General features: G+C 62.4%; 18 protein-coding genes. 8 read left to right on the top strand and 10 right to left on the bottom strand.

Translation table 11 applies throughout. The features are described 5' to 3' along the window. Nucleotides 1-978: 978 nt before the first annotated feature. A complete protein-coding gene (locus ACVWVY_RS13030) occupies nt 979-1,209 on the top strand; it encodes a hypothetical protein (RefSeq protein ID WP_456626744.1) in 231 nt (76 codons plus the stop codon). A 7-nt stretch (nt 1,210-1,216) separates the two neighbouring features. Here ACVWVY_RS13030 and ACVWVY_RS13025 read toward each other — a convergent pair whose 3' ends face one another. From ACVWVY_RS13025 to ACVWVY_RS13005, 5 genes are all read right to left on the bottom strand, one after another. Then, nucleotides 1,217-1,357 carry a hypothetical protein gene (locus ACVWVY_RS13025; protein WP_456626743.1) on the bottom strand — a complete coding sequence of 47 codons (141 nt, stop codon included), beginning with the start codon at nt 1,355-1,357 and terminating at the stop codon, nt 1,217-1,219. A gap of 113 nt (nt 1,358-1,470) precedes the next feature. After that, nucleotides 1,471-1,662: a hypothetical protein gene (locus tag ACVWVY_RS13020; protein WP_456626742.1), complete on the bottom strand. Its 192-nt coding sequence runs from the start codon at nt 1,660-1,662 to the stop codon at nt 1,471-1,473. Between the two features lie 122 nt (nt 1,663-1,784). Further along, the gene (locus ACVWVY_RS13015; protein ID WP_456626741.1) at nt 1,785-3,107 is read right to left on the bottom strand and encodes a M20/M25/M40 family metallo-hydrolase; all 1,323 of its coding nucleotides are present in this window, start codon (nt 3,105-3,107) and stop codon (nt 1,785-1,787) included. Between the two features lie 23 nt (nt 3,108-3,130). Continuing rightward, a complete protein-coding gene (locus tag ACVWVY_RS13010; RefSeq protein WP_456626740.1) occupies nt 3,131-3,646 on the bottom strand; it encodes a hypothetical protein in 516 nt (171 codons plus the stop codon). Nucleotides 3,647-3,679: 33 nt separating this feature from the next. Continuing rightward, entirely contained in the window at nt 3,680-5,227 is a 1,548-nt protein-coding gene (locus ACVWVY_RS13005; RefSeq protein ID WP_456626739.1) for an acetolactate synthase large subunit, read from the bottom strand. 228 nt (nt 5,228-5,455) lie between these two features. Between ACVWVY_RS13005 and ACVWVY_RS13000 the strand changes: the two genes are divergently transcribed. The 3 genes from ACVWVY_RS13000 (at nt 5,456) to ACVWVY_RS12990 (ending at nt 8,285) form a co-directional block, all read left to right on the top strand. Then, nucleotides 5,456-6,046, top strand: coding sequence for a L,D-transpeptidase (locus ACVWVY_RS13000; RefSeq protein ID WP_456626738.1), 591 nt, complete (start codon nt 5,456-5,458; stop codon nt 6,044-6,046). 123 nt (nt 6,047-6,169) lie between these two features. After that, on the top strand, nt 6,170-6,955 hold the full coding sequence (locus ACVWVY_RS12995) for a DUF2927 domain-containing protein (RefSeq protein WP_456626737.1): 786 nt from the start codon (nt 6,170-6,172) through the stop codon (nt 6,953-6,955). A gap of 331 nt (nt 6,956-7,286) precedes the next feature. Then, entirely contained in the window at nt 7,287-8,285 is a 999-nt protein-coding gene (locus ACVWVY_RS12990) for a LysR family transcriptional regulator (protein WP_456626736.1), read from the top strand. A gap of 10 nt (nt 8,286-8,295) precedes the next feature. Here ACVWVY_RS12990 and ACVWVY_RS12985 read toward each other — a convergent pair whose 3' ends face one another. The 3 genes from ACVWVY_RS12985 to ACVWVY_RS12975 all read right to left on the bottom strand — a co-directional run bounded on the left by ACVWVY_RS12985 (nt 8,296) and on the right by ACVWVY_RS12975 (nt 11,867). After that, nucleotides 8,296-9,447, bottom strand: a complete 1,152-nt coding sequence (locus ACVWVY_RS12985) for a M48 family metallopeptidase (protein WP_456632191.1) — start codon at nt 9,445-9,447, stop codon at nt 8,296-8,298. A gap of 12 nt (nt 9,448-9,459) precedes the next feature. Beyond that, on the bottom strand, nt 9,460-10,620 hold the full coding sequence (locus tag ACVWVY_RS12980; protein ID WP_456626735.1) for a DUF898 family protein: 1,161 nt from the start codon (nt 10,618-10,620) through the stop codon (nt 9,460-9,462). A 74-nt stretch (nt 10,621-10,694) separates the two neighbouring features. Beyond that, nucleotides 10,695-11,867, bottom strand: a complete 1,173-nt coding sequence (locus tag ACVWVY_RS12975; protein WP_456626734.1) for an isovaleryl-CoA dehydrogenase — start codon at nt 11,865-11,867, stop codon at nt 10,695-10,697. A gap of 222 nt (nt 11,868-12,089) precedes the next feature. On the opposite strand from ACVWVY_RS12975, the gene ACVWVY_RS12970 reads away from it, so the two are divergent. Both ACVWVY_RS12970 and ACVWVY_RS12965 read left to right on the top strand, forming a co-directional pair. Continuing rightward, the gene (locus ACVWVY_RS12970) at nt 12,090-13,361 is read left to right on the top strand and encodes a cytochrome P450 (RefSeq protein WP_456626733.1); all 1,272 of its coding nucleotides are present in this window, start codon (nt 12,090-12,092) and stop codon (nt 13,359-13,361) included. 38 nt (nt 13,362-13,399) lie between these two features. Beyond that, nucleotides 13,400-14,674: a cytochrome P450 gene (locus tag ACVWVY_RS12965; protein ID WP_456626732.1), complete on the top strand. Its 1,275-nt coding sequence runs from the start codon at nt 13,400-13,402 to the stop codon at nt 14,672-14,674. Between the two features lie 88 nt (nt 14,675-14,762). Here the strand turns inward: ACVWVY_RS12965 and ACVWVY_RS12960 are convergent, their stop codons facing one another. After that, on the bottom strand, nt 14,763-15,854 hold the full coding sequence (locus ACVWVY_RS12960) for a sensor histidine kinase (protein WP_456626731.1): 1,092 nt from the start codon (nt 15,852-15,854) through the stop codon (nt 14,763-14,765). A gap of 206 nt (nt 15,855-16,060) precedes the next feature. Here ACVWVY_RS12960 and ACVWVY_RS12955 point away from each other — a divergent pair, with 206 nt between their 5' ends. Both ACVWVY_RS12955 and ACVWVY_RS12950 read left to right on the top strand, forming a co-directional pair. Beyond that, entirely contained in the window at nt 16,061-17,530 is a 1,470-nt protein-coding gene (locus tag ACVWVY_RS12955; protein ID WP_456632190.1) for an FAD-dependent monooxygenase, read from the top strand. A 622-nt stretch (nt 17,531-18,152) separates the two neighbouring features. Next, complete coding sequence (locus tag ACVWVY_RS12950; protein ID WP_456626730.1) at nt 18,153-19,625, top strand: tetratricopeptide repeat protein; 1,473 nt, start codon at nt 18,153-18,155, stop codon at nt 19,623-19,625. A gap of 184 nt (nt 19,626-19,809) precedes the next feature. On the opposite strand, the gene ACVWVY_RS12945 is transcribed toward ACVWVY_RS12950, so the two are convergent. Then, on the bottom strand, nt 19,810-20,733 hold the full coding sequence (locus ACVWVY_RS12945; protein WP_456626729.1) for a LysR family transcriptional regulator: 924 nt from the start codon (nt 20,731-20,733) through the stop codon (nt 19,810-19,812). Nucleotides 20,734-20,784 lie beyond the last annotated feature (51 nt).

Below are 20,784 nucleotides of genomic sequence, written 5' to 3'. Positions count from 1 at the left end.
GAAGTCCCTGTGCAGGCAAGTTGATCTTTTGGCGCCATCGAACAGCACGGTGACGCCCGTGGTACGAGGACTGACGTCGACAACGACGCCAGTCCGGCCAGCCAGCTCTGGGCATCGATCGGCTCCAAGCTCGCTCATTTTAAAGCGAGCGCCGACAACAATTCTGTCGGTGTCCTGAACCATCATCAAAACTTTTCAATAATGAAAACAATCGTCTTGGCGTAAAGCCCAAGTAAAAATCTGATTCGGGACTACAATGAGACGAGCTTGGGGAAGACCTTAGGGGACGTCCTGCATTGCGGCATTGATCCCCACATGACTTTTTTTGGCCATCAGATGCCGCATTGCAAAACCCCCGACCGATACGGGAATTCAGAAGACCCTGCCTAGCCCAACCGCGATGCCGGAAGGCAACGCTCCGACGGAAAGTGATTTCTGGCCCAATAATCTCGTTGGTTTTTCCCGGCACCTGGCGAATCATCCTGGCAGCCACTTTTGGGGGCGATCATGGATTTATTCCTCGCTGAGAAAGTCGCCGTCTTGCAAAGCGAGACGACGCACAAGACCTGCCGTTCCTGTGGTGAAAGATTGAAGCTGATTCGAACGATGGTCAACTCGCGCTCGGGCTCCATCGTCCACATGTTCGAATGCCGGTGCGGGGAGCGCACGTGGGACGACTAGAGACCAGGCCGAAGCGAGGTTGTGATCGCAATCTTTTCGGTGGCCGGGCTTAGAACAGTAGCTTGACGCGGTGCCGCGCGGGATGCCGCCAACTTTTTGATTGCGCCAACTTTTCGATTGCAGTGGCGGCGAGTTCGGAATGTGGGACGGGGTCTAAACAGTCGAGCTCTTCGGTGTATCTTGAGCGCGGCAACCGCTCAATGCCGTGAACTCTTTCGCACGCAAACGAGGCTGCGCACCTTCACGTCGTGTTTGCAGCCAGTCAATTTGCACGAAGCCATTGCCGGATAGCCGACGATGACCGCTCAGAAGCTTGTGATTGGTATCATCACCCTGAGCGGCGGCGCGATTGGATTGTTGGCGCCCATCGGCGTCGTCAAATGGCTGTTTCAAACCGATCCCGAAGACGCCGGCATCCTGACGCTGTTCTTCTTTCCGGTGTGGTGCCTGCTGGTAGTGATGGGCCTGTTGATCGGGCGCAAGGCAGGCCTGCTCGTGACCGGCGGCAAGCGGGTCGCGCAGAGGTAAGCGTAAGTCAGATCCCCAGCAGCCAGATCGCCACGATGGTGCCCAGCGTCGCAAGGCCGCTGATGGTCCATCCGGTTGCGTAGGAGACTTCGTTGTCGTCGACGCCGCTCATCAAGTCGGCATCCGTGGTTGCTGAGCGCCACTGCATGGCACCGCTCCTCAAAGCCCTGACCGTAACCACAACGCCGGCCGAGGCCGCCGGTTCCATCTCAAGGTCAGAGCTCTGCTCCGGGCCGGCCTATCGCCGCCGGGAGCGGAGAATCACGCGTAGGCCAGCAACCGGCGATTGGCCTGAACCGGCGGAACCATCTCCTGGTTCTGATCGCTAACGATGATGGTGACTTCCCAGCCTTCGCTTGCCCACACCCGCGCCTTGGCGACCGCCATCAGCGAACTGCTTCTGTCCATTCTGACGATCTCGTTTCCGCGTTCCGCCACGATCCTGTACGCCATGCCACACCCCCTACACACGTAGAACTACTGGGGAACGATGTTCGGTTACCGCTTTGGCCGCAATTGGCCGACAATTTGTCCAATCGGGGGCATGGTTAACGGCGCTGGGGGCGATTCAGGCCCTATTTGGCGGCTTTTCGTTCCACAAGCGCCGGTTTGGTGACGCCGTCGAGGCCGGTCAGGATCAGGACGGTCAACAGCGCGTTCTGCGGGCCGTACCAGGCGTTAACCGGTTTGTACCACTCGTTGCGCGAGTGCCAGTTGCCGCCCTCGCCGCCGCCGCCGATGGTGACGGCCGGGATGCCGAGCGACATCGCAATGTTGGAATCGGTCGAGGAGCCGGCAAAGGTCGGCCGCGGGCCGCGGGTGACGGCCGAAACCGCGCGCTGGGTTGCCTGCACGATCGGCGAATCCATCGCCACGATGCCCGCCGGCCGGTCGCCGATCAGCTTGGCCTCCACCGTCATCTTGTCCGATTTCCAGCGCGCGTTTTCATCCGCCACCGCCTCCTTGACGAGGTCGAGCAGCCGCGCCTCGAGCTTGAGCAGTTCGTCGGTCGAGTTCGAGCGCATGTCGACGGCCATCCGCGCTTCGACGGCAATCGCATTGACCGAGGTGCCGCCGTTCACGGTGCCGACGGTGAACGTCGTCTTGGGATCGGATGGCGGCTGCAACTCCGAGATTTTCGCAATCGCCCTACCCATCGCATGGATCGCGCTCGGCAATCCGAATTCCGCGAACGAATGCCCGCCGGGGCCCTTGAAGGTGAATTCGTAGCGGTGGCTGCCGGTCGCCTGGTTGACGACGCGGGTGACGCCGAGCCCGTCGATCGAGATGAAGCCGTCGATATCGGTGTGATCGCGGAACAGCGCCTTCACGCCGCGGAGATTGCCGAGTTCCTCCTCGCCGACCGTGCCGACGAACATGATGTCGCCGACCGTTGCGACCTGGTTTTCGTTCATCGCCTTGATCAGCGACAGCATCGCCGCAAGCCCGCGCGAATCGTCACCGATGCCCGGAGCTATGATGGCGCCGTCCTTCTCCTTTATGGTGACGTCGGTGCCTTCGGGAAACACCGTGTCGAGATGCGCCGACACCACGAGCCTGGGTCGACCGCCGCCACTGCCCTTGCGCAGCGCGATCACATTGCCTTCGCCGTCGATGGCCGCATCCTTGAAGCCGAGCTCCTGCATCCGCTTCTGATAATATTCGGCGCGGACTTTTTCCTTGAACGGCGGCGCCGGAATTTCGGTGATGCGCTTCTGTTCGGCAAAGGCCCGCTCGTCGTCGGCCTTGATGTCGTCGAGCGCCTTGACGATTTTGGGATGAGCGAGGATGGCTTCCAGGTCCGGCGCGGGAGCCGCCTGGGCCCGAACCTCTCGCATCGGCGCGTGCTGCGCGAGGGCGACAAGGGCGATGGCCAGGATCGATCGAGTAAGCGTCATCAGTAAATCTCCGTTGGCAGGTTTCATCCTGCGCTTAAGCCTGCATCCTTCAGCCGCGCCGCGAACCAGCCGGACAAGGCCTGGTCGAAGACGCCGCTGGTATAGACTTCCGACGTCGTGACCTGCGTCTTGCCCAGCGTCAGCAGCACGCCGATCCAGTAGGCGAACCACAAATGCGGATCGGTCAGCGCCCGCAGCTTGTGCTGGTCATGCTCGAGCGGCTGATGATTGGCCGATTTCCGCACCTCGACCGCGAGCAGGTTGTTGGGAATGGCGCGCTGGTGCACCACGATGTCGGGATAGATGGATTTGGCGAGATGATCGTCGGTCGAGACGATCGTTCCGTGCGGCAGCCGCAGCGTGCGATCGCCCAGCCGGTCGTATTCGCAGTCGATCTCCCACCCGGGGAACTGCTTTTCGAAATGCACCGCCAGCCGGTGCGTCAGCGCGCGCTCGCCGGCCTCCTTTTCGAGCAGAAAGGCTTCGTGCTCATAGAACTCGTGCAGGGCGGTGATGACCTTGTTCAGTTCGGTCTGCATGACGCCTCCACCAAGGCGAACCGTCAGGTCGCCTCACATCTGCACTTCGATCAACCGCGGTCCCGGTTCGGCGATCGCTTCCGCCAGGGCCTTGTTGAAATCGTCGGCATTGGCGACCGAGCGGCCCGGCACGCCCATGCCCTTGGCGAGCGCAACGAAATCGAGGTCCGGGCGGTCGAGCTTGAGCATGTCGAGCGCCCGCTGTCCCGGCTCGCCGGCGCCGACGCCGTCGAACTCGCCACGCAATATCTGGTAGATCTTGTTGGCAAATACAATCGTGACGACGTTGAGGCCTTCGCGCGCCTGTGTCCACAGCGATTGCAGCGTGTACATCGCGCTGCCGTCGCCGACCATGCAGATGACTTTACGATCGGGACACGCCACCGCGGCACCGGTCGCGACCGGGGTCGAGAAGCCGATCGAGCCGCCCATGTTCTGCAGCCAGTCATGCGGGGCGGCGGCGGCCGTCGGCGGAAAGAAGCCGCGGCCGGTGGTGACGGATTCGTCGACCACGATGGCGTTTTCCGGGATCGCCATCGCGATCGCCTGTGCGATCGAGGCATGCGTGAGCGCGCCGGTCGGTTTGGCGATGTCGACCAGCTTCTGCGGCTGACGATCGGACGGCTGCGCGTGAAGCGCGCCGGCCAGCGCTTCGAGCGCAGCGACGGAATTTTCGGCGCCCGAGGTCATGCGATGCACTTCGCAGCCCTGGGGCTTGAGCATGCTCGGCTTGTTCGGATAAGCGAAAAACGCGACGGGGTCGTTGGCCTCGACCAGCACGATGTTCTTGAAGTCCTTGAGGATCGGCAGCGCCTGCTCGATCACGTAAGGGATGCGGTCGATCGCAAACCGGCCCTTGCCGCGCGCCATCCGCGGATTGTAGGTCTGGCCCATCACCTTGCAGCCGGTCTTGCCAGCGATCTGGGCGGCCAGCGCCAGCCCGTGCTCGGTGAGCGCGCTGCCGGTCATCAGCAGCAGCGTCGAGGCGCCGCCGTTGCGCAGCACCTTGGCGGCATGGTCCACGGCTTGCGCAGAATAATTGGCGCGCTGGCTTTCCGCCGGAACCTGGGCGATGCCGTCGGCCTCGTTCCAGGCGGTATCGGCCGGCAGGATCAGCGTTGCGATCTGCGCCGGCGCGCTCCTGGCCGCGGCAATCGCGGCGGCGCCATCGGCGGAAACGGAGTTGGCATCCGGCGAAGTCCGCACCCAGGATGACATCGGCCGCGCCAGCCCCTCGATGTCTGACGTCAGCGGGGCGTTGTAGCCGATGTGATAGGTGGCGTGCTGGCCGACGATGTTGACGATGCCGGAATTGGCCTTCTTGGCGTTGTGCAGATTAGCGAGGCCGTTGGCGAGGCCGGGCCCGAGATGCAGCAGGGTCGAGGCCGGCGTGCCCTTCATGCGGTAATAGCCGTCGGCGGCGCCCGTCACCACGCCCTCGAACAGGCCGAGCACGCAGCGCATCCCCTCGACCCGGTCCAGTGCGGCGACGAAATGCATCTCCGAGGTGCCGGGATTGGTGAAGCAGACATCCACGCCGCCTGCGACCAACGTCCGCACCAGACTTTCCGCACCGTTCATCGTCTCGTTCCCCTTCGCGCTTGGTTCCCTGGAGCCGCTGACGATCAATCATTGTTCACACGTTTCGTCAAAGGTTTAGCCGCACAATGCAGCCATCGCATCGGGCAGGTTGCCTTTTTTAACCGCGGCGTTTGAATATGGCCGGGGTCACGGGGTCGTTGCTTGCACGATCGCCGCAATTATGGCCTGTCTTCTGCATATTCAGATTTTTTCACGAGGAAGAAAAAGATGACCCGGGCTTTTGCTTTGCTGTTTGCGGCGCTCACCATGCTGGCGGGGGCCGGCCAGGCGCGGGCCCAATTCATGTCGGACGAGTGGCGCGACATCATGGGCGGCGGCCCCGGTTTCTTCCGGCCCGGCATGCCCAGCGGATCGAGCCCGATCCCGCGCACGACCGTGAACTTTGCCGGCGGTTACGCGCCCGGCACGATCTACATCAGCACCGCTGAACGCCGGCTCTATCTCGTTCTCGGCAACGGCCAGGCGATACGGTACGGCATCGGCGTTGGCCGCGACGGCTTCCGCTGGGGCGGAACCCACCGCATTTCCGCGAAGAAGGAATGGCCGAGCTGGACGCCGCCGGCCCAGATGCTGCGACGCCGGCCCGATCTGCCGCGCCACATGTCGGGCGGCATCGACAATCCGCTCGGCGCGCGGGCGATGTATCTGGGATCGACGCTCTATCGCATCCACGGCTCCAACGAGCCCGAGACGATCGGACAGGCGGTTTCCTCCGGATGCTTCCGCATGACCAATGAGGACGTGACCGATCTCTATAGCCGCGTGTCCGTCGGCACCCCGGTGGTCGTGAAGAACTAGGCCATCATCCTGGAACCGGTGCAGGAATGCGCGCAAGCGCAGGATCGCGACTTTCAACCCTTGCACGCACGCGCCGATTGCTGCAGCGTCGGTTGAATGCGCACGCCCCGCCGATTCCTGTACATGCGGACGCTCGCGGCGGCCCTGGGCGCCGTTGCGCTGGGCGAAATTCTGGTGCCGTGCACGGCCTTAGCGGACATTCCCGCCGTCGCGCAGCGCCAGCGCACCGAGAAAAAAATCTTCACCGACGGCGAGATCGTCGAAGGCTTTCTGAAGACCGCGTTCGGCGCCGAATATCATCTCGCCGGCCGCGTCGACCGTATCCGCAAATATGACGGGCCGGTGCGGGTGTATGCCGACGGCACCCGGGCCGACCGCAAGGCGCAGCTTGCGAAAATCGTGGCTGACATCGCCGCGCGCGTTCAGCACCTCGACATCGCCATGGCCGGCAGCCTCGAAGAGGCCAATGTGCAGGTCAAGCTGGTGCGCGACCGCGACCTCCAGCGCACCATCGCGACGTTCTACGGCATCGATCGGGCGAAAGAGATTCGCTCTTCGCTCGACCCGCAATGCCTGTCGGGTTTTCGCAAGAATGAGAAGTTCGAAATCGAGCATTCCGACGTGATCCTCACCGTCGACAATGGCGACTTCGTCTTCTTCGACTGCGCCTATGAGGAATTGCTGCAGTCGCTGGGACCGATCAACGATACCTCGAGCGTGCCCTGGACCATGTTCAACGACAATGTGTCGATGGGCTATTTCGACGTCTACGACCAGTATCTCCTGAACCTGCTCTATGATCCCCGAATCAAGCCCGGCATGACCGTGCAGGAGGTCAGGGAAGTGCTGCCGGATGTGCTGGCCGACGTGCGCACATGGGTGAGCAGGGTCAACAGCCTGCCGCAGTGATAAACTCGGCCAACCGCCAATGCGAACATCGCGGAGCCTGTCGTCGTCACTGTGCGAACGCAATTGCGCTCCTCGCGGGGCGCGCATTCGCACGACCCGTTGGCTCGCAATGGCGGCGAAGAATTCGGGTAACTCCCTGCTGGCGGCAGTCGGGACAAAGCCCTTCGTCACGTCCGCGAGCGCCCCTTACGCGGCGGTTGAAGATTCCCGCGCCCCGTGCAATCCACCTTTATTCCAATGACAACGCAAAGTTTTATTGACGAAAGATTGTGACTTCCAAGAGCAAATCCTGTCTAATGGGATTCATGAGCGCTTTCCATAAGTTTTCCAAATGAACGATCTGCCACGTCTCCAGGCCTTGCGCTGCTTCATCACCGTGGCCCGCGAGGGCACGGTTTCGCGCGCAGCCACCTTGCTGCATCTGACCCAGCCCGCCGTCAGCCTTCAGCTAAAGGGGCTGGAAGAGAGCACCGGCTTGCTGCTTTTCAACCGCACGCCGGGCGGCTTTACCCTGACCGAAGCGGGCGCCGCCCTGCTGCCGCTGGCGCACCGGACGGTCTCGGCCTCGGCCGATTTCAGGAGCGCGGCCGATTCCTTGCGGGAATCGCAGCGGGCAACGCTGCGCGTCGGCACGATCCTGGATCCCGAGTCGATCCGGCTCGGCCCGTTCGTGCGAAGTCTCGCCACTTCCTCGAAGAAGACCGAAGTCTTCCTGCGCTACGGCATGAGCGACGACGTGCTGGCCCAGATCGGCAGGGGCGAGCTCGACGTCGGATATTATATCGATGCCACGCCGTTCGAATGCCTTGCGTCGGGAATGCTGGCCGAACGCACCATCGAGGATGGAAAGTTCCGGCTCACGGCCTTGATGCGCTACGGCTACCGCGTGATCGCCCCTCGCGAATGGAGCGACAAGGTGCTGGGAAAGGACTGGGCCGATCTCATCGACCTGCCCTGGATTACCACGCCGCATGCCTCGGCGCATCGCAGGCTGATCGACGACGTCTTCCGGCCAACGGGGTCATTGCCGAAACGCGTCGCCTTCGCCGATCAGGAAGACGCCATGATCGAGTTCGTCGAAGCCGGCAACTGCCTCAGCCTCGTCCGCGATTGCGTGCTCGACCGCATCACGCGCAAACGGAATTTCGTGATTGCCGACAAGGTGGCGCTGACCTGCGACCTCAGTTTCGCCTGCCTGACGTCGCGGCGTCACGAGCCGATCATCTCGCAGGCCTTCTCGGCCATGCAGGCGGTATGGGAGCTGAACCCGGGCAGCGCGGCGCCTGCGCCGATCGAAGCGGCGAGATCGCGGAAAAGCGTCCGGCGATAGCCCGATCGGTTCAGATTTTGGCCGGGTCAGGCTTTTTGGCTGGGTCACGCTTGGCCGAGTCAGGCTTGCCATCGCAGATCGACTTCAGCGATCGCCACTCCTCGGCCGTCAAGAGCGGGGTGCCGCTGGCGGAGCGGTCTTCCCGGGTCATCCGCGCCAGCCGGTCCTCGCTCAGGGGATGGGTGGAGATGATGGAGAGCCCCTTGCCCTCCTTGCCGGTGACCCGAAGCAGCAATTCCCCGGTCGGCTTCGCCGGCCGGCCGAGCCGGTGCATGACGTCGATGGCAAAACCGTCGGCATTGGTCTCCGCCTCTCGCGAATGCGACGACGTCACCAGCGTGCGCGAGCCGAAGATCAACGCGCTTGAGCCCGTGATGTCGCCGAACAGCAGTCCGATCAGGAACGACGTGCTGCCGTCGCGGATCAGTCCGCGCATGCTGTCGCGATGCTTGAGATGGCCGAGTTCATGGGCCAGCACGCCCGCGATTTCGTCGGCGTTGTCGGCCTTCGCCAGCAATCCGTCGAACAGATAGATCTTGCCGCCCGGCAGCGCGAAGGCATTTGGAATCGGACTCGACAGCACGCCCGACTGCACCGAGGTGTCGAGGCCGGCGGATTCGCGAATTGAAGTGACGAGCTTGACGAAGGCCTTCTGCCCGGCGGCATTGTCGCAAACCCTGGCATTGAACATCGTCTTGATCTGGCTGTCGGCGACTTCGCCGAGCCGCCGTTCGAGTGCTTCGGGCACCAGCGGCGTGAGACGATCGGCGATCAGCGGAAGCCCGAACAGCACCACGGCAACGATCGAAACCGCTGCCGCGAGCGACCAGCCGACAATGGCGGCAACGCCGCGGCGGCCGGGCGTGTTTTCATCCAGCTTGGCGCAGCGTGAGACCAGCTCGGCTGCAAGCGCATGGTCGCGAACCTCCAGCCGAGCCAGCGCGGGGGCGCTCAGGCAGCCGAGGCGCAGCATGCCCGATGGGCTGTCGGCGCGGCGGATGTCGTCATAGTCCCACGCCGCCAAAACCTGTTCGTGTTCGCTGATTTCGAGCCGGTCGGAGAAATGCAGCGCAACCGCGCGGCGCCGGCTCGACGCCCCGTCGAAATAGGCCGCCGTATTGGCCGGCGGCGTTTTCGAAATCTCTGGCGTGTCGCTATCCATGGTCATTACGCTCTAGAATCCGCCGACATCGAGACCGTCGGCAAACCCTTCGCCAAGCGCGTTGGCCAGATCGCCCCGCGCCGCAACGTTGGCGGCAGCCTCGATACCGCTGATGTTGACCGAACCCAGCACGGTCACCCAGAGATCGCGCGTCAGATAAACCCGGATCACCACGTTCATCGCCAGCGCCAATACCAGATAGCCCAGGCCCGCCAGCGCCAGCAGCGGAATGCTCCTCATCAATTCCGGCGTCTTGAAAAACTCCATCAATTCCTCGCCGCTCATGCTGGCGACCAGCACCGCGCACAGCGCCAGATAGGCCAAGAAGACCAGCCCAAGCAGGGCCATCCAGCCGACCACTTTCCAGTACAGCCCGATCAATGCGCTCTTGGGCAACGACGATTCCACACGCACGCCGCCGAACCGGATGCCGGACAGCCACCAGCGCCATTCGATGGCCTTGTAGCCTGCGTAAATGAAGGGGGCGATCGGACTTATATAGAGTGCGATCGGCGTCAGCAGCCACAGCCACCAGCCGCGCTTGAAGAATTCCCAGCCGCGCCCCTCAAAACTGCCCTGCAGGTCGCCGTAATGGGAGTGCCGCATCTTGTAGCGTTCGAGTGCCGCAGCGCGCCATGGCAGGATCAGTCCGAGCGTGAGGATCATCAGCACGCCCCACAGCGACGCCTGCAGCGCATAGATCCAGCCCGAACCGGTCATCCAGAAGCGCACGCCGCGCCAAACCGTGCGCGTCAGGCGGTAGCGCCGCGCGCGGTAGATCGCGAACTGGCCGAACAGAAAGAAAAAGGCGATCAGCGGAATGCTGGCGAACGCCTGATAGTGCTCGGCCTCGAGACCGATCAGAAAATAACCGAGATAGATCGGCACCAGGATCGCGAGCGCGACCAGAAATCCGATCAGCAACTCCTTGCCGCGGCCGGTATATTCGGCGGCATCGCCATCGATCAATGTGTTGGACCAGAGATGGCGGCGGATGTCGGTGAGGAGCCAGAATCGATAGAAGCCGAGGGTAACAAACTCCAGCGCGGCGCCGCGCTTGGCCAGATCAAAGAATTCGCCGCGGCCGCCGGAAAACGCCACCGGCATCGGCGGCGGCACGGGCATGGGCGGCGGCCCGGGCGGCCCCAGCGGGGTCCAGCTCATCTGATTCATGGTTCAACTCCAGCGCGAGGGTGGCGGATCAAACCACAAAATTGTCGGCCGTTGTGTGGCCCAAGTCCCACTCTCTATGCTGATTTTTCGAACAGCTCCCGCCCGATCAGCATGCGGCGGATTTCGCTGGTGCCGGCGCCGATCTCGTAGAGTTTTGCGTCGCGCAACAGCCGCCCGGTCGGGTAGTCGTTGATGTAGCCATTGCCGCCCAGGAGCTGGATGGCGTCGAGGGCGCATTGGGTGGCTTTTTCCGCAGCATAGAGAATGGCGCCGGCCGCGTCCTCGCGCGTGGTCTCGCCGCGGTCGCAGGCCTTTGCCACGGCATACACATAGGCCCGCGAGGCGTTCATCGTGGTGTACATGTCGGCGATCTTGCCCTGCACCAACTGGAAGGTGCCGATCGGCTCGCCGAACTGCTTGCGCTCATGCACGTAAGGCAGCACGACGTCCATGCAGGCCTGCATGATGCCGATCGGCCCCGCCGCCAGCACCGCGCGCTCGTAATCGAGGCCGGACATCAACACGTTGACGCCGCGGCCGACCTCGCTCAGCACGTTTTCTTCCGGCACTTCGCAATCCTCAAACACCAGTTCGCAGGTGTCGGAGCCGCGCATGCCAAGCTTGTCGAGTTTCTGCGCGGTGGAAAATCCCTTCATGCCCTTTTCGATGATGAAGGCGGTCATGCCGCGCGGACCGGCGTTGAGATCGGTCTTGGCATAGACCACCAGCGTATCGGCGACCGGGCCGTTGGTGATCCACATCTTGTTGCCGTTGAGCACAAAGCGGTCGCCCTTCTTGTCGGCGCGGGTCTTCATCGAGACCACATCGGAGCCGGCGCCCGGCTCCGACATCGCCAGCGAACCGACATGTTCGCCCGAAATCAGCTTCGGCAGGTATTTCCGCTTCTGGGTTTCGCTGCCGTTGCGGCGGATCTGGTTGACGCAGAGGTTGGAATGCGCGCCATAGGACAGGCCGACCGCGGCCGAGGCGCGCGACATTTCCTCGAGTGCGATGCAGTGCTCGAGATAGCCGAGGCCGCTGCCGCCATATTCTTCCTCGACGGTGATACCGTGCAGGCCGAGCGATCCAATTTTGGGCCAGAGATCCCTGGGGAATTGGTTGCTGCGGTCGATTTCGGCGGCGCGCGGCGCGATCTCGTTCTGCGAGAAGGCATATACCGTCTCGCGTATGGCGTCCGCAGTCTCGCCGAGATCGAAGTTGAACATCCGATGGGCGTTGGGGATCATGGTCGCCTCCCGGCGAATTAAACGTTGTTTCAAACAGCCTTATTCTTTGAGGATACGCTTGTCACGAGGCGAATGCGCCGGCACCGCCCAAGGCCGGGACCGGTGTAGATACGGCCAAATACATCCAACTCGTCCTTGCGCCGGCGCGCGGCTCGGGATGTAATAAGGTAAAACATCGCCTCACCGGCACGCTTCGGCGGGGGAACAGTCAGGGAGATTCTCATGCACGGAACCATCGATCTCGCCGGGGACTCCCATCAGCGGGCCGCACGCGAAAGGGCTCAGTCGATTCCGCTCGGTGATTTCGACGTCAGCAATCCCGAACTGTTCACGACCGACTCGTTCTGGCCTTATTTCGACCGGCTGCGCCGGGACGATCCGGTGCATTACTGCAAGGACAGCATGTTCGGGCCGTATTGGTCGGTGACCAAATACAACGACATCATGGACGTCGAGACCAACCATGCGGTGTTCTCTTCGGCTTCTTCGCTTGGCGGCATCACTATCCGCGACGTCGCGCCGGACCTGCGTCGCGAGAGTTTTATTGCCATGGATCAGCCGCGCCACTCCGCGCAGCGCAAGACGGTGGCGCCGATGTTCACACCCACCCATCTCGATCAGCTCGCGATCAACATCCGCAAGCGTTCCGCCGAATGCCTCGACAACCTTCCTGTCAACGAGGTGTTCGACTGGGTCGACCAGGTCTCGATCGAGCTCACCACGCAGATGCTCGCCGTGCTGTTCGATTTCCCCTGGGAAGACCGCCGCAAGCTGACACGCTGGTCCGACATCGCGACCACCCTTCCCGGCCCCGGCGGCCTCGTCGCGACCGAGGAAGAACGCCAGGCCGAACTGATGGAATGCGCGACCTATTTCGCCCGGCTCTGGAAAGAGCGTATCAGCCAACCGCCGAAGAGCGACCTCTTGTCGATGATGGCGCACAGCGACGCCACCCGCGACATGGACCCGAAGAATTTTCTCGGCAATCTGATCCTGCTGATCGTCGGCGGCAACGACACCACGCGCAACACGCTGTCGGGCAGCGTCTACGCGCTGAACAAAAATCCCGATCAGTACCGCAAACTGCGCGACAATCCGGAGCTGATCGACAGTTTCGTCCCCGAAGTGATCCGCTGGCAGACGCCGCTGGCGCATATGCGCCGCACCGCGCTCGAAGACATCGAGTTCCGCGGCCGGCAGATCAAGAAGGGCGACAAGGTCGTAATGTGGTACGTTTCGGGCAACCGCGACGAGGAGGTGATCGAGCGCCCCTACGAATTTATTATTGATCGCGCCCGGCCGCGCACCCATGTTTCGTTCGGCTTTGGCATTCACCGCTGCGTCGGAATCCGACTGGCCGAGCTACAACTCAAGATTATCTGGGAAGAAATTCTCAAGCGTTTCGAGAATATTGAGATGGTCGCCGAGCCCAAGCGGGTGTATTCGAGTTTTGTCAAAGGCTACGAGACCCTGCCGGTCCGGATCGCCGGCTAAACCCCGGCATTTGAGCCCTATCCTGGGATGATCGAAAAATGAACGTCCAATCCGCCATCAGAGCCGACAAGAAAGAGCTTCTGCGCGCCGCGCGCGAAGAGGCCTATTCCACGCCGCTGAAGGATTTTCATCCCGGTTCGCCAAAACTTTTCCAGAACGACACGCTGTGGCCGTGGTTCGAGCGGCTGCGCAAGGAAGAGCCGGTGCACTACTGCACAAACTCGCCGATCGAGCCCTATTGGTCGGTGACCAAATACAACGACATCATGCATGTCGATACCAACCACGGCATCTTCTCCTCCGACTCGACACTCGGCGGCATCTCGATCCGAGACGTGCCGCCCGGCTACGACTATCCGAGCTTCATCGCGATGGATCAGCCGCGGCACTCGGCGCAGCGCAAGACGGTGTCGCCGATGTTCACGCCGACGCATCTGGATGAGCTGGCAAAGCTGATCCGCGAGCGCGCGAAAAAGGTGCTGGACGATTTGCCGCGCAACGAGACCTTCAACTTCGTCGAGCGCGTCTCGATTGAACTCACCACGCAGATGCTGGCGACGTTGTTCGATTTCCCCTGGGAGGAACGGCGCAAGCTGACGCGCTGGTCCGACGTCTCGACCGCGCTGCCCAAGAGCGGCGTCGTGGAATCGCCGGAACAGCGGCGCCAGGAGATGGACGAATGCTACGCCTATTTCTCCAAACTCTGGAACGAGCGCGTCAACGCGCCGCCGCGCAACGACCTGTTGTCGATGATGGCGCATAGCGACGCGACCCGGCACATGGACCCCGACAATCTGATGGGCAACATCATCCTGTTGATCGTCGGCGGCAACGACACCACCCGCAACACCATGAGCGGCTCCGTGCTGGCGCTGAACGAACATCCCGAGCAGTACCAGAAGCTGCGCGACAATCCTGCGCTGATCGATTCCATGGTGCCGGAAGTGATCCGCTGGCAGACCCCGCTCGCCCATATGCGCCGCACCGCTTTGGTCGACACCGAGATCAGCGGCAAGAAGATCAAGAAGGGCGACCGCGTCGTGATGTGGTACGTCTCGGGCAACCGCGACGAGGAAGGCATCGAGAAGCCCGACGAGTTCATCATCGACCGCACCCGCCCCCGCACCCATCTGTCGTTCGGCTTCGGCATCCACCGCTGCGTCGGCATGCGGCTCGCCGAACTGCAGCTCAAGATCGTGTGGCAGGAAATGCTGAAACGCTTCGACCGCATCGAGGTGGTCGGCGAACCGAAGCGGGTCTATTCCCCCTTCGTGCGCGGCATCGAGCAACTCCCGGTGCGCATTCCCGGGTGAGCCGCGAGCCCAACCCGCCCATCAATCGGCGGACGTCCGCGTTGGTGCGAATCCCGGACTCAAGTCGAATATCGCATGGGGTTGCACCCTATTCGGGAGAAATTGCCAGATTTTCGAGGGGCGCCGTCAGGCGGCAAATGAGTCCGCTTGGTTGATACGACACTTCCACGGAGCCCCCGAAATCATCCTGTAGCACCCGGGAAATCAGGCGCGAACCAAAGCCCACACCGGCGGGCTCCGATGCAGGCGGGCCACCGAACTCCCGCCAGACGAAAACGAATTTTGGCTCCCCCTCCTGATCCTCGGATCTCCATGCAATCGACACCTGCCCGCTCGCCACAGTCAGAGCGCCATACTTCAAGGCGTTGGTTGCAAGCTCGTGGATGGCCAGGGACAGAGCGAGCGCCTGTCGGGATTTGACAATAAGTGGCGGACCCGAGACCGCAAACCGGCTGTCGCCTGTTCGATAAGGGACCAGGGCGGTGCTGATCACGTCCTGGAGCGGCGCTGCAGCCCAATTTGCGGCGGTAAGCAGGTCGTGCGCTCGTGCGAACGCAGCAAGCCGTCCCTGATATTTTTCGAGATCGGCTTTGCTGGCTTGGTCGCGAAATGTCTGAGTGGCCACGGCACCAAGCACCGTAAGGGTGTTCTTGACGCGATGCTTCAGCTCCTCGTTGATGAGGTTCAGCGCTTCCCTTGCCATGTGCTCGGACGTGACATCCTTGCAGACGACGAGCACGCCGCCCACTTTGCCTTCGAAATCGATCGGACCAAAGCTATAGGTCCACCAGACATCCTCGCGACGGCCGTGACGCGTTACCGGTACCAGCTGGTCCTCATGCCAGGTCGCCCCGTTGCCTGCCATAACGTACTCGATCTGGGGGCCAATGATGTCCCATATCTCATCCCAACAATCGCGCCCCCGCGCTCCCAGAGCGCTTGGATGCCTCTCGGGCCCCATCGTCTCGCGGTAGGCGTCGTTATAGAACTGGATGAGTTCCGGTCCCCACCAGATGAACATCGGGTGACGCGAGGTGAGAACGAGCCGCACCGTGACCCGAAGGCTTTGCGGCCATGTTTCCGGAGAGCCGAGCGGCGTTTTTGACCAGTCGAATGCCCTCGTCAAAGCCCCCATTTCGCTGCCGCCCGCCAGGAAGTCGCCGACTATCTCCCCGTCCATAGGCCCGCGACCTCACTCAGACGCCCATCACCAAGCGGAAAGCAGAATACCATCTCCCACTCTAATATGTAGCGCACAACGGGCTTGCTTCAAGCCCCGCCTCATCGCGTAGAACCGCCGACCGAAGCCACAACCTGCGGGGTCACGAAATGAGTGCACTATTGTCAACGAGCGGTTCGCGCGCGGCCGAAACGACTGGCGTGGCGATGACCAACCATGCGGTGGTGATCGCCGGAGGAGGTCCGACCGGGCTGATGCTGGCGGGCGAGCTGGCGCTGGCGGGCGTCGACGTTGCCATTGTCGAACGGCGCGCCAGCCAGGATCTCGCCGGCTCGCGCGCAGGCGGTCTGCACGCGCGCGCCATCGAAGTCCTCGATCAGCGCGGCATCGCCGATCGGTTCCTCTCGCAGGGACAGGCGGCGCAGGTCGGGGGGTTCGCCTTGATCCCCTTGGGCATCAGCGACTTTCCGACGCGGCACAATTACGGGCTCGCGCTGTGGCAGAACCACATCGAGCGCATACTCGCCGGCTGGGTCGGCGAATTGGCGGTGCCGATCTATCGCGGACGTGACGTGACCGGTATCGCCCAGGACGACACCGGCGTCGACGTCGAGCTGTCCGACGGTTCGTCGCTACGGGCGGAATACCTCGTCGGGTGCGACGGAGGACGCAGTCTGATCCGTAAAGCCGCCGGCATCGACTTCCCCGGGTGGGATCCGACAATCAGCCACCTGATCGCCGAGGTCGAGACGTCCGCGGAGCCGGAATGGGGCATGCGCCGCGACGCCCTCGGTACCCATGGCCTGAGCAGGTTGCAGGATGGGGGGCCCGTGCGGGTCATGGTGACCGAACAGCACCTCGGCGCGGCCGGCGAGCCTACCCTGCGCGATCTCAGCGAGGCGCTCATCGTCGTATACGGGACCGATTACGGGATCCACAGTCCAACCTCGATCTCCAGGTTTACCGATATGACTCGGCAGGCCGCCGCCTACCGCAGCAATCGGGTCCTGCTGGCTGGCGACGCCGCACACGTGCATTACCCGGCGGGCGGACAGGGCCTCAACATCGGTGTGCAGGATGCGGTGAATCTGGGGTGGAAGCTGGCCCAGGTCGTCAAGAAGACGTCGCCGGAGAGCCTTCTGGACACGTATCATGCGGAGCGCCACCCGGTCGCTGCCCGCGTGCTGCGCAACACGATGGCGCAGGTTGCGCTGCTCCGCACAGACGACCGCACCAAAGCCCTGCACAACACCGTTTCCGAGCTCCTCGGCATGGACGAGCCTCGCCGACGCATTGCCGCCGAGATGTCCGGCCTGGGCATTCACTACGACCTCGGCGAGGGGCATCCGCTGCTCGGACGCCGCATGCCCGATCTGGATCTGCTCGCCGCCGACGGCCCGCTGCGGGTCTACACCTTGCTCCACGATGCCCGGCCGGTGCTGCTCAACCTTGGTGAGCCAGGCGGCTTCGACATCACGCCATGGGCGGATCGGGTCAAGCTGGTCGATGCGCGATACGATGGTGCGTGGGAGCTTCCGGTGCTTGGCCCGGTCCCTGCCCCCGACGCCGTGTTGATCAGGCCCGACGGCTATGTGGCCTGGGTCGGCGAGCAGACCCAGCCGGGGCTCGCCGACGCGCTAACCATCTGGTTCGGACCGCCCAAGCGCCAATTCTAGCATGTCCGCAGCATGTGCTGTTAAGAGCACAAGCAGACATCGCGATTCCTACCAAATACGGCAAGCGAGACCGTACCGCCGCACGTCAGGACGATGCGGCTCACGCAGGGCAATCTGCGTTACGTCGCCGACCTTGCCGTAAAAGGAAATGCACGGGCCAAGGTCGATTTCGATAGCGGAAGGCAGACGGTTTGCGCTCCCATCCTCGACTTGCACCGAAAGGATATTTTGTGAGCATTCCTTTGACATTGCGAGAACCCGCGCGGAAAAGACTTTCGCTCCATCAAACGGTTTATCGCATGATCTGAACTGGCCGGGCGCGCGGCATTGAGCCTCGATGCAGGACTTATCCTGTGCAGAGGCCGTGAACGGTTGAACAACACCCGCCAGCGCAAGCAAGACGGTGAGCGACCTCGTACAAGGCATGCCTCATCCTTTGATCTGTGGGGCCGCAGACTACTAACGCACTGCTTGCTGCGGCAATAAAGCGGGAAGGAATGAAAGGGACGGGACCGCCAACTAAAGCCTGTTACCGCCGGCGAAAAGCGATCGAACGCTATCTGGACATCTTTGCGGTCGGACTATAGCCTGCCTTGATCGGACCTCGGAGGGACGATGGACGGTGGAAACGCCAGTAAACGACGCTCCGAAGCTGGACGGCGCCGATTCCGCCTCGCTCATCGACCGTGCTCGTCAGCGCCTCAGGAAGATCGGCGCGGTCATCGCGTCAATCGCTGCGGTTGGTGCTGTCGTCAGCGGACTCGCTGGCTACTGGAGTTTTTGGAAGACGGTCAAAACAGATCTATTCCATGAAGCGCAGGTGGGCGGCAAATCTGCAAAGACCGCAACATCGTCAGGGTTGATCGTTTCAAAGGGGCCTTCCGTTGCTGTCCTGCCGATCACGAACCCGGCCAAGGCGACGGCGCTCGAACCCGTCGCCGGCACGATAACGCAGCAACTCGCATCCTCTCTCGGCAAGTTCAGCACGTTGCGGGTGATGCCGCGCGCGACTGCCGCGAATTTTCCGAAGCAGGACGATACGATTGAGGCCGCGCGGAAGGCAGGGGTTGATTATCTTGTGACCGGCGAGATCTACCCTCTAGGCGAAGGCGCTCGGGTGAGCATCCAGGTTGCTGACCTCCATACCGGCACGGAAATCTGGGCGAAGTCATTCGATGCAAGCGCCGAGGGCGTGAGGACTGAAACGGATGCCTACGAAATCGGAGACGCCGCTGCTGCGCAGATCGGAGCCTACCCCGGCGCAATATCGATCGCCGACTACAAGAAGATTCAGAGCAAGCCCGTCGCCGATCTCAACTCCTATCAATGCATCATTTACGCGGCCATCGGAAGCACGATTGGATCATCCTCTGCGGGTCTCAAGGCGCTTGAATGCTCGAAACGACTTACCGAGGACGAATCGAGCAATGCTCTCGCGTGGGCCGCGCGCACGAGCGTCTTGTTAAGCCAGAGATTCCTTGGATTTGGCCTGGCGCCCGACCAGGCTCAGCACGTCGAAAAGCGCCTTTATCTAAATGAAGAGATTATACGCACCGCGATGCGGGCCATCGAGCTTGCACCCGACGATGCATATGTGCGCAGGCTTTTCGCCCAGGCGATTGGCACGAAATGCCAGATCGATCTGTTCAGGCGGGAGGTCCAAAAGGCCCTGTCACTCAATTCGAACGATCCGGCGCTCGGGGGTTTAGGAATCAACCTTGCCTTCATGGGAGATTGGGATGAGGGCTCCGCAATCGCGGAAAAGGCCATTCGGCTGGCAGGCTCCAACTCCTCCTTTACGTGGTGGTACGGGCCGGCGAAACGGCACTGGTGGCGGGGCGAACATCAACAGGCGCTGGACGATTTTCGGCACGCCTATCTCGAGGGATTCTGGCTAAGCCATCTCGACGCGGCATATACGCTGCCGTTCCTCGGTCGGCTGGATGATGCCAAGACAGAAGTCACCAAGCTCCTGAAGCTCCGACCGGCCTTCACGATCCGCGAGGCTGATGCATTCTATCGCATGTTCTGCTTTTCGCCTGAATACATCAAAAAGATGAACGACGGACTGCGGCAGGCGGGGCTGCCGGAATGACGAGAACGCTGGAGCCGATGTAAGGGCGCTCAATGCCCGCCCCCATGCAAAAGCGGCCTTGGAGCGGCTAGGAGCCACGCGCAGCCCTGCCCTATACAATTGCGGCATGACAGCTGTAGCCAGATGAGAATGCCGCCCCTGGCCGTTTTGTTCTAAGCCAATCCGTAAAGGCCCTCGCATCGGCTCAGGCGAGCTTGATGTCCCAGAGGCCCTCTTCGCGGCAGGCGGTGAGTTCGTCGCGGAGAAGCTCGCTCACAAGACTGATCGCCGTCGAGCCGGGATGATCGATGGGAGACGCAAGGGTCAGTTCGCGCATCGGCGCGGGTTTGGCGATGGCCGCCGTTTCCAGCCGGCCGGAGGCTACTTCGTGGCGCACCGAGGAAGGCGGCAACAGCGTGTATCCCAACCCTTCTTCGACCAAACTTGTGAGCACCCGAAACGAATCCGCTTCCAGCTTGACGTCGAGCTTGATTTTCTTCTTCGCCGCCGCCTGCTCGATCAGCGCCCGGAGCCCGTGCGAATGACTGGGCAGCACGAGTGTCTGTTTCAGCAGCCAGCCGATATCGACCTGCTTCCTCTGCGCCAGTCCGCTGCCGCGCGGCCCGACCGCCACGATCGGATCGCGGCCGAGACTCTGCACGGTCAGATGCAGGTCGCTCGACGGCCCGTAGATCAGCGCCAGGTCCATTTCGCCGCGGTGCAGCCATTCCATCAGATGGCCGCTGTAGCTTTCGACGATGCAGAGCGAAATGCCCGGATATTTGTCGACGGTGCGCCGGGCGAGCCGCGCCGAAATCACGCAGCTCACGGTCGGCACCAGCCCGAGCACCACGCGGCCCGACGGCGGGCCGCCGGCGGACTGGATTTCGTCGCGCACCTGATCGATCTGCCGGACAATGCCCGTCGTCCTCGCCAGCAGAAGGCGGCCGGCATCGGTCAGGACCATGCCGCGGCCGTTCCGGGTAAACAGCTCGGCGCGCAATTCGTGCTCGAGCAGCTTGATCTGGCGGCTCAGCGCAGGCTGCGCCACCCGCAGCGTGTCGGAGGCTTTGCTCAGGCTGCCGAGTTCCGCCACGCAACTGAACGTCCTGAGCTGCCTGATATCCATCGCTTGCCTATCTTCGAAGGCAGATTCATACGCTATAACAATTCAGCATAG

The sequence above is a fragment of the Bradyrhizobium sp. URHC0002 genome (assembly GCF_054059515.1).
This window is presented reverse-complemented; position numbering and strand designations above follow the sequence as displayed.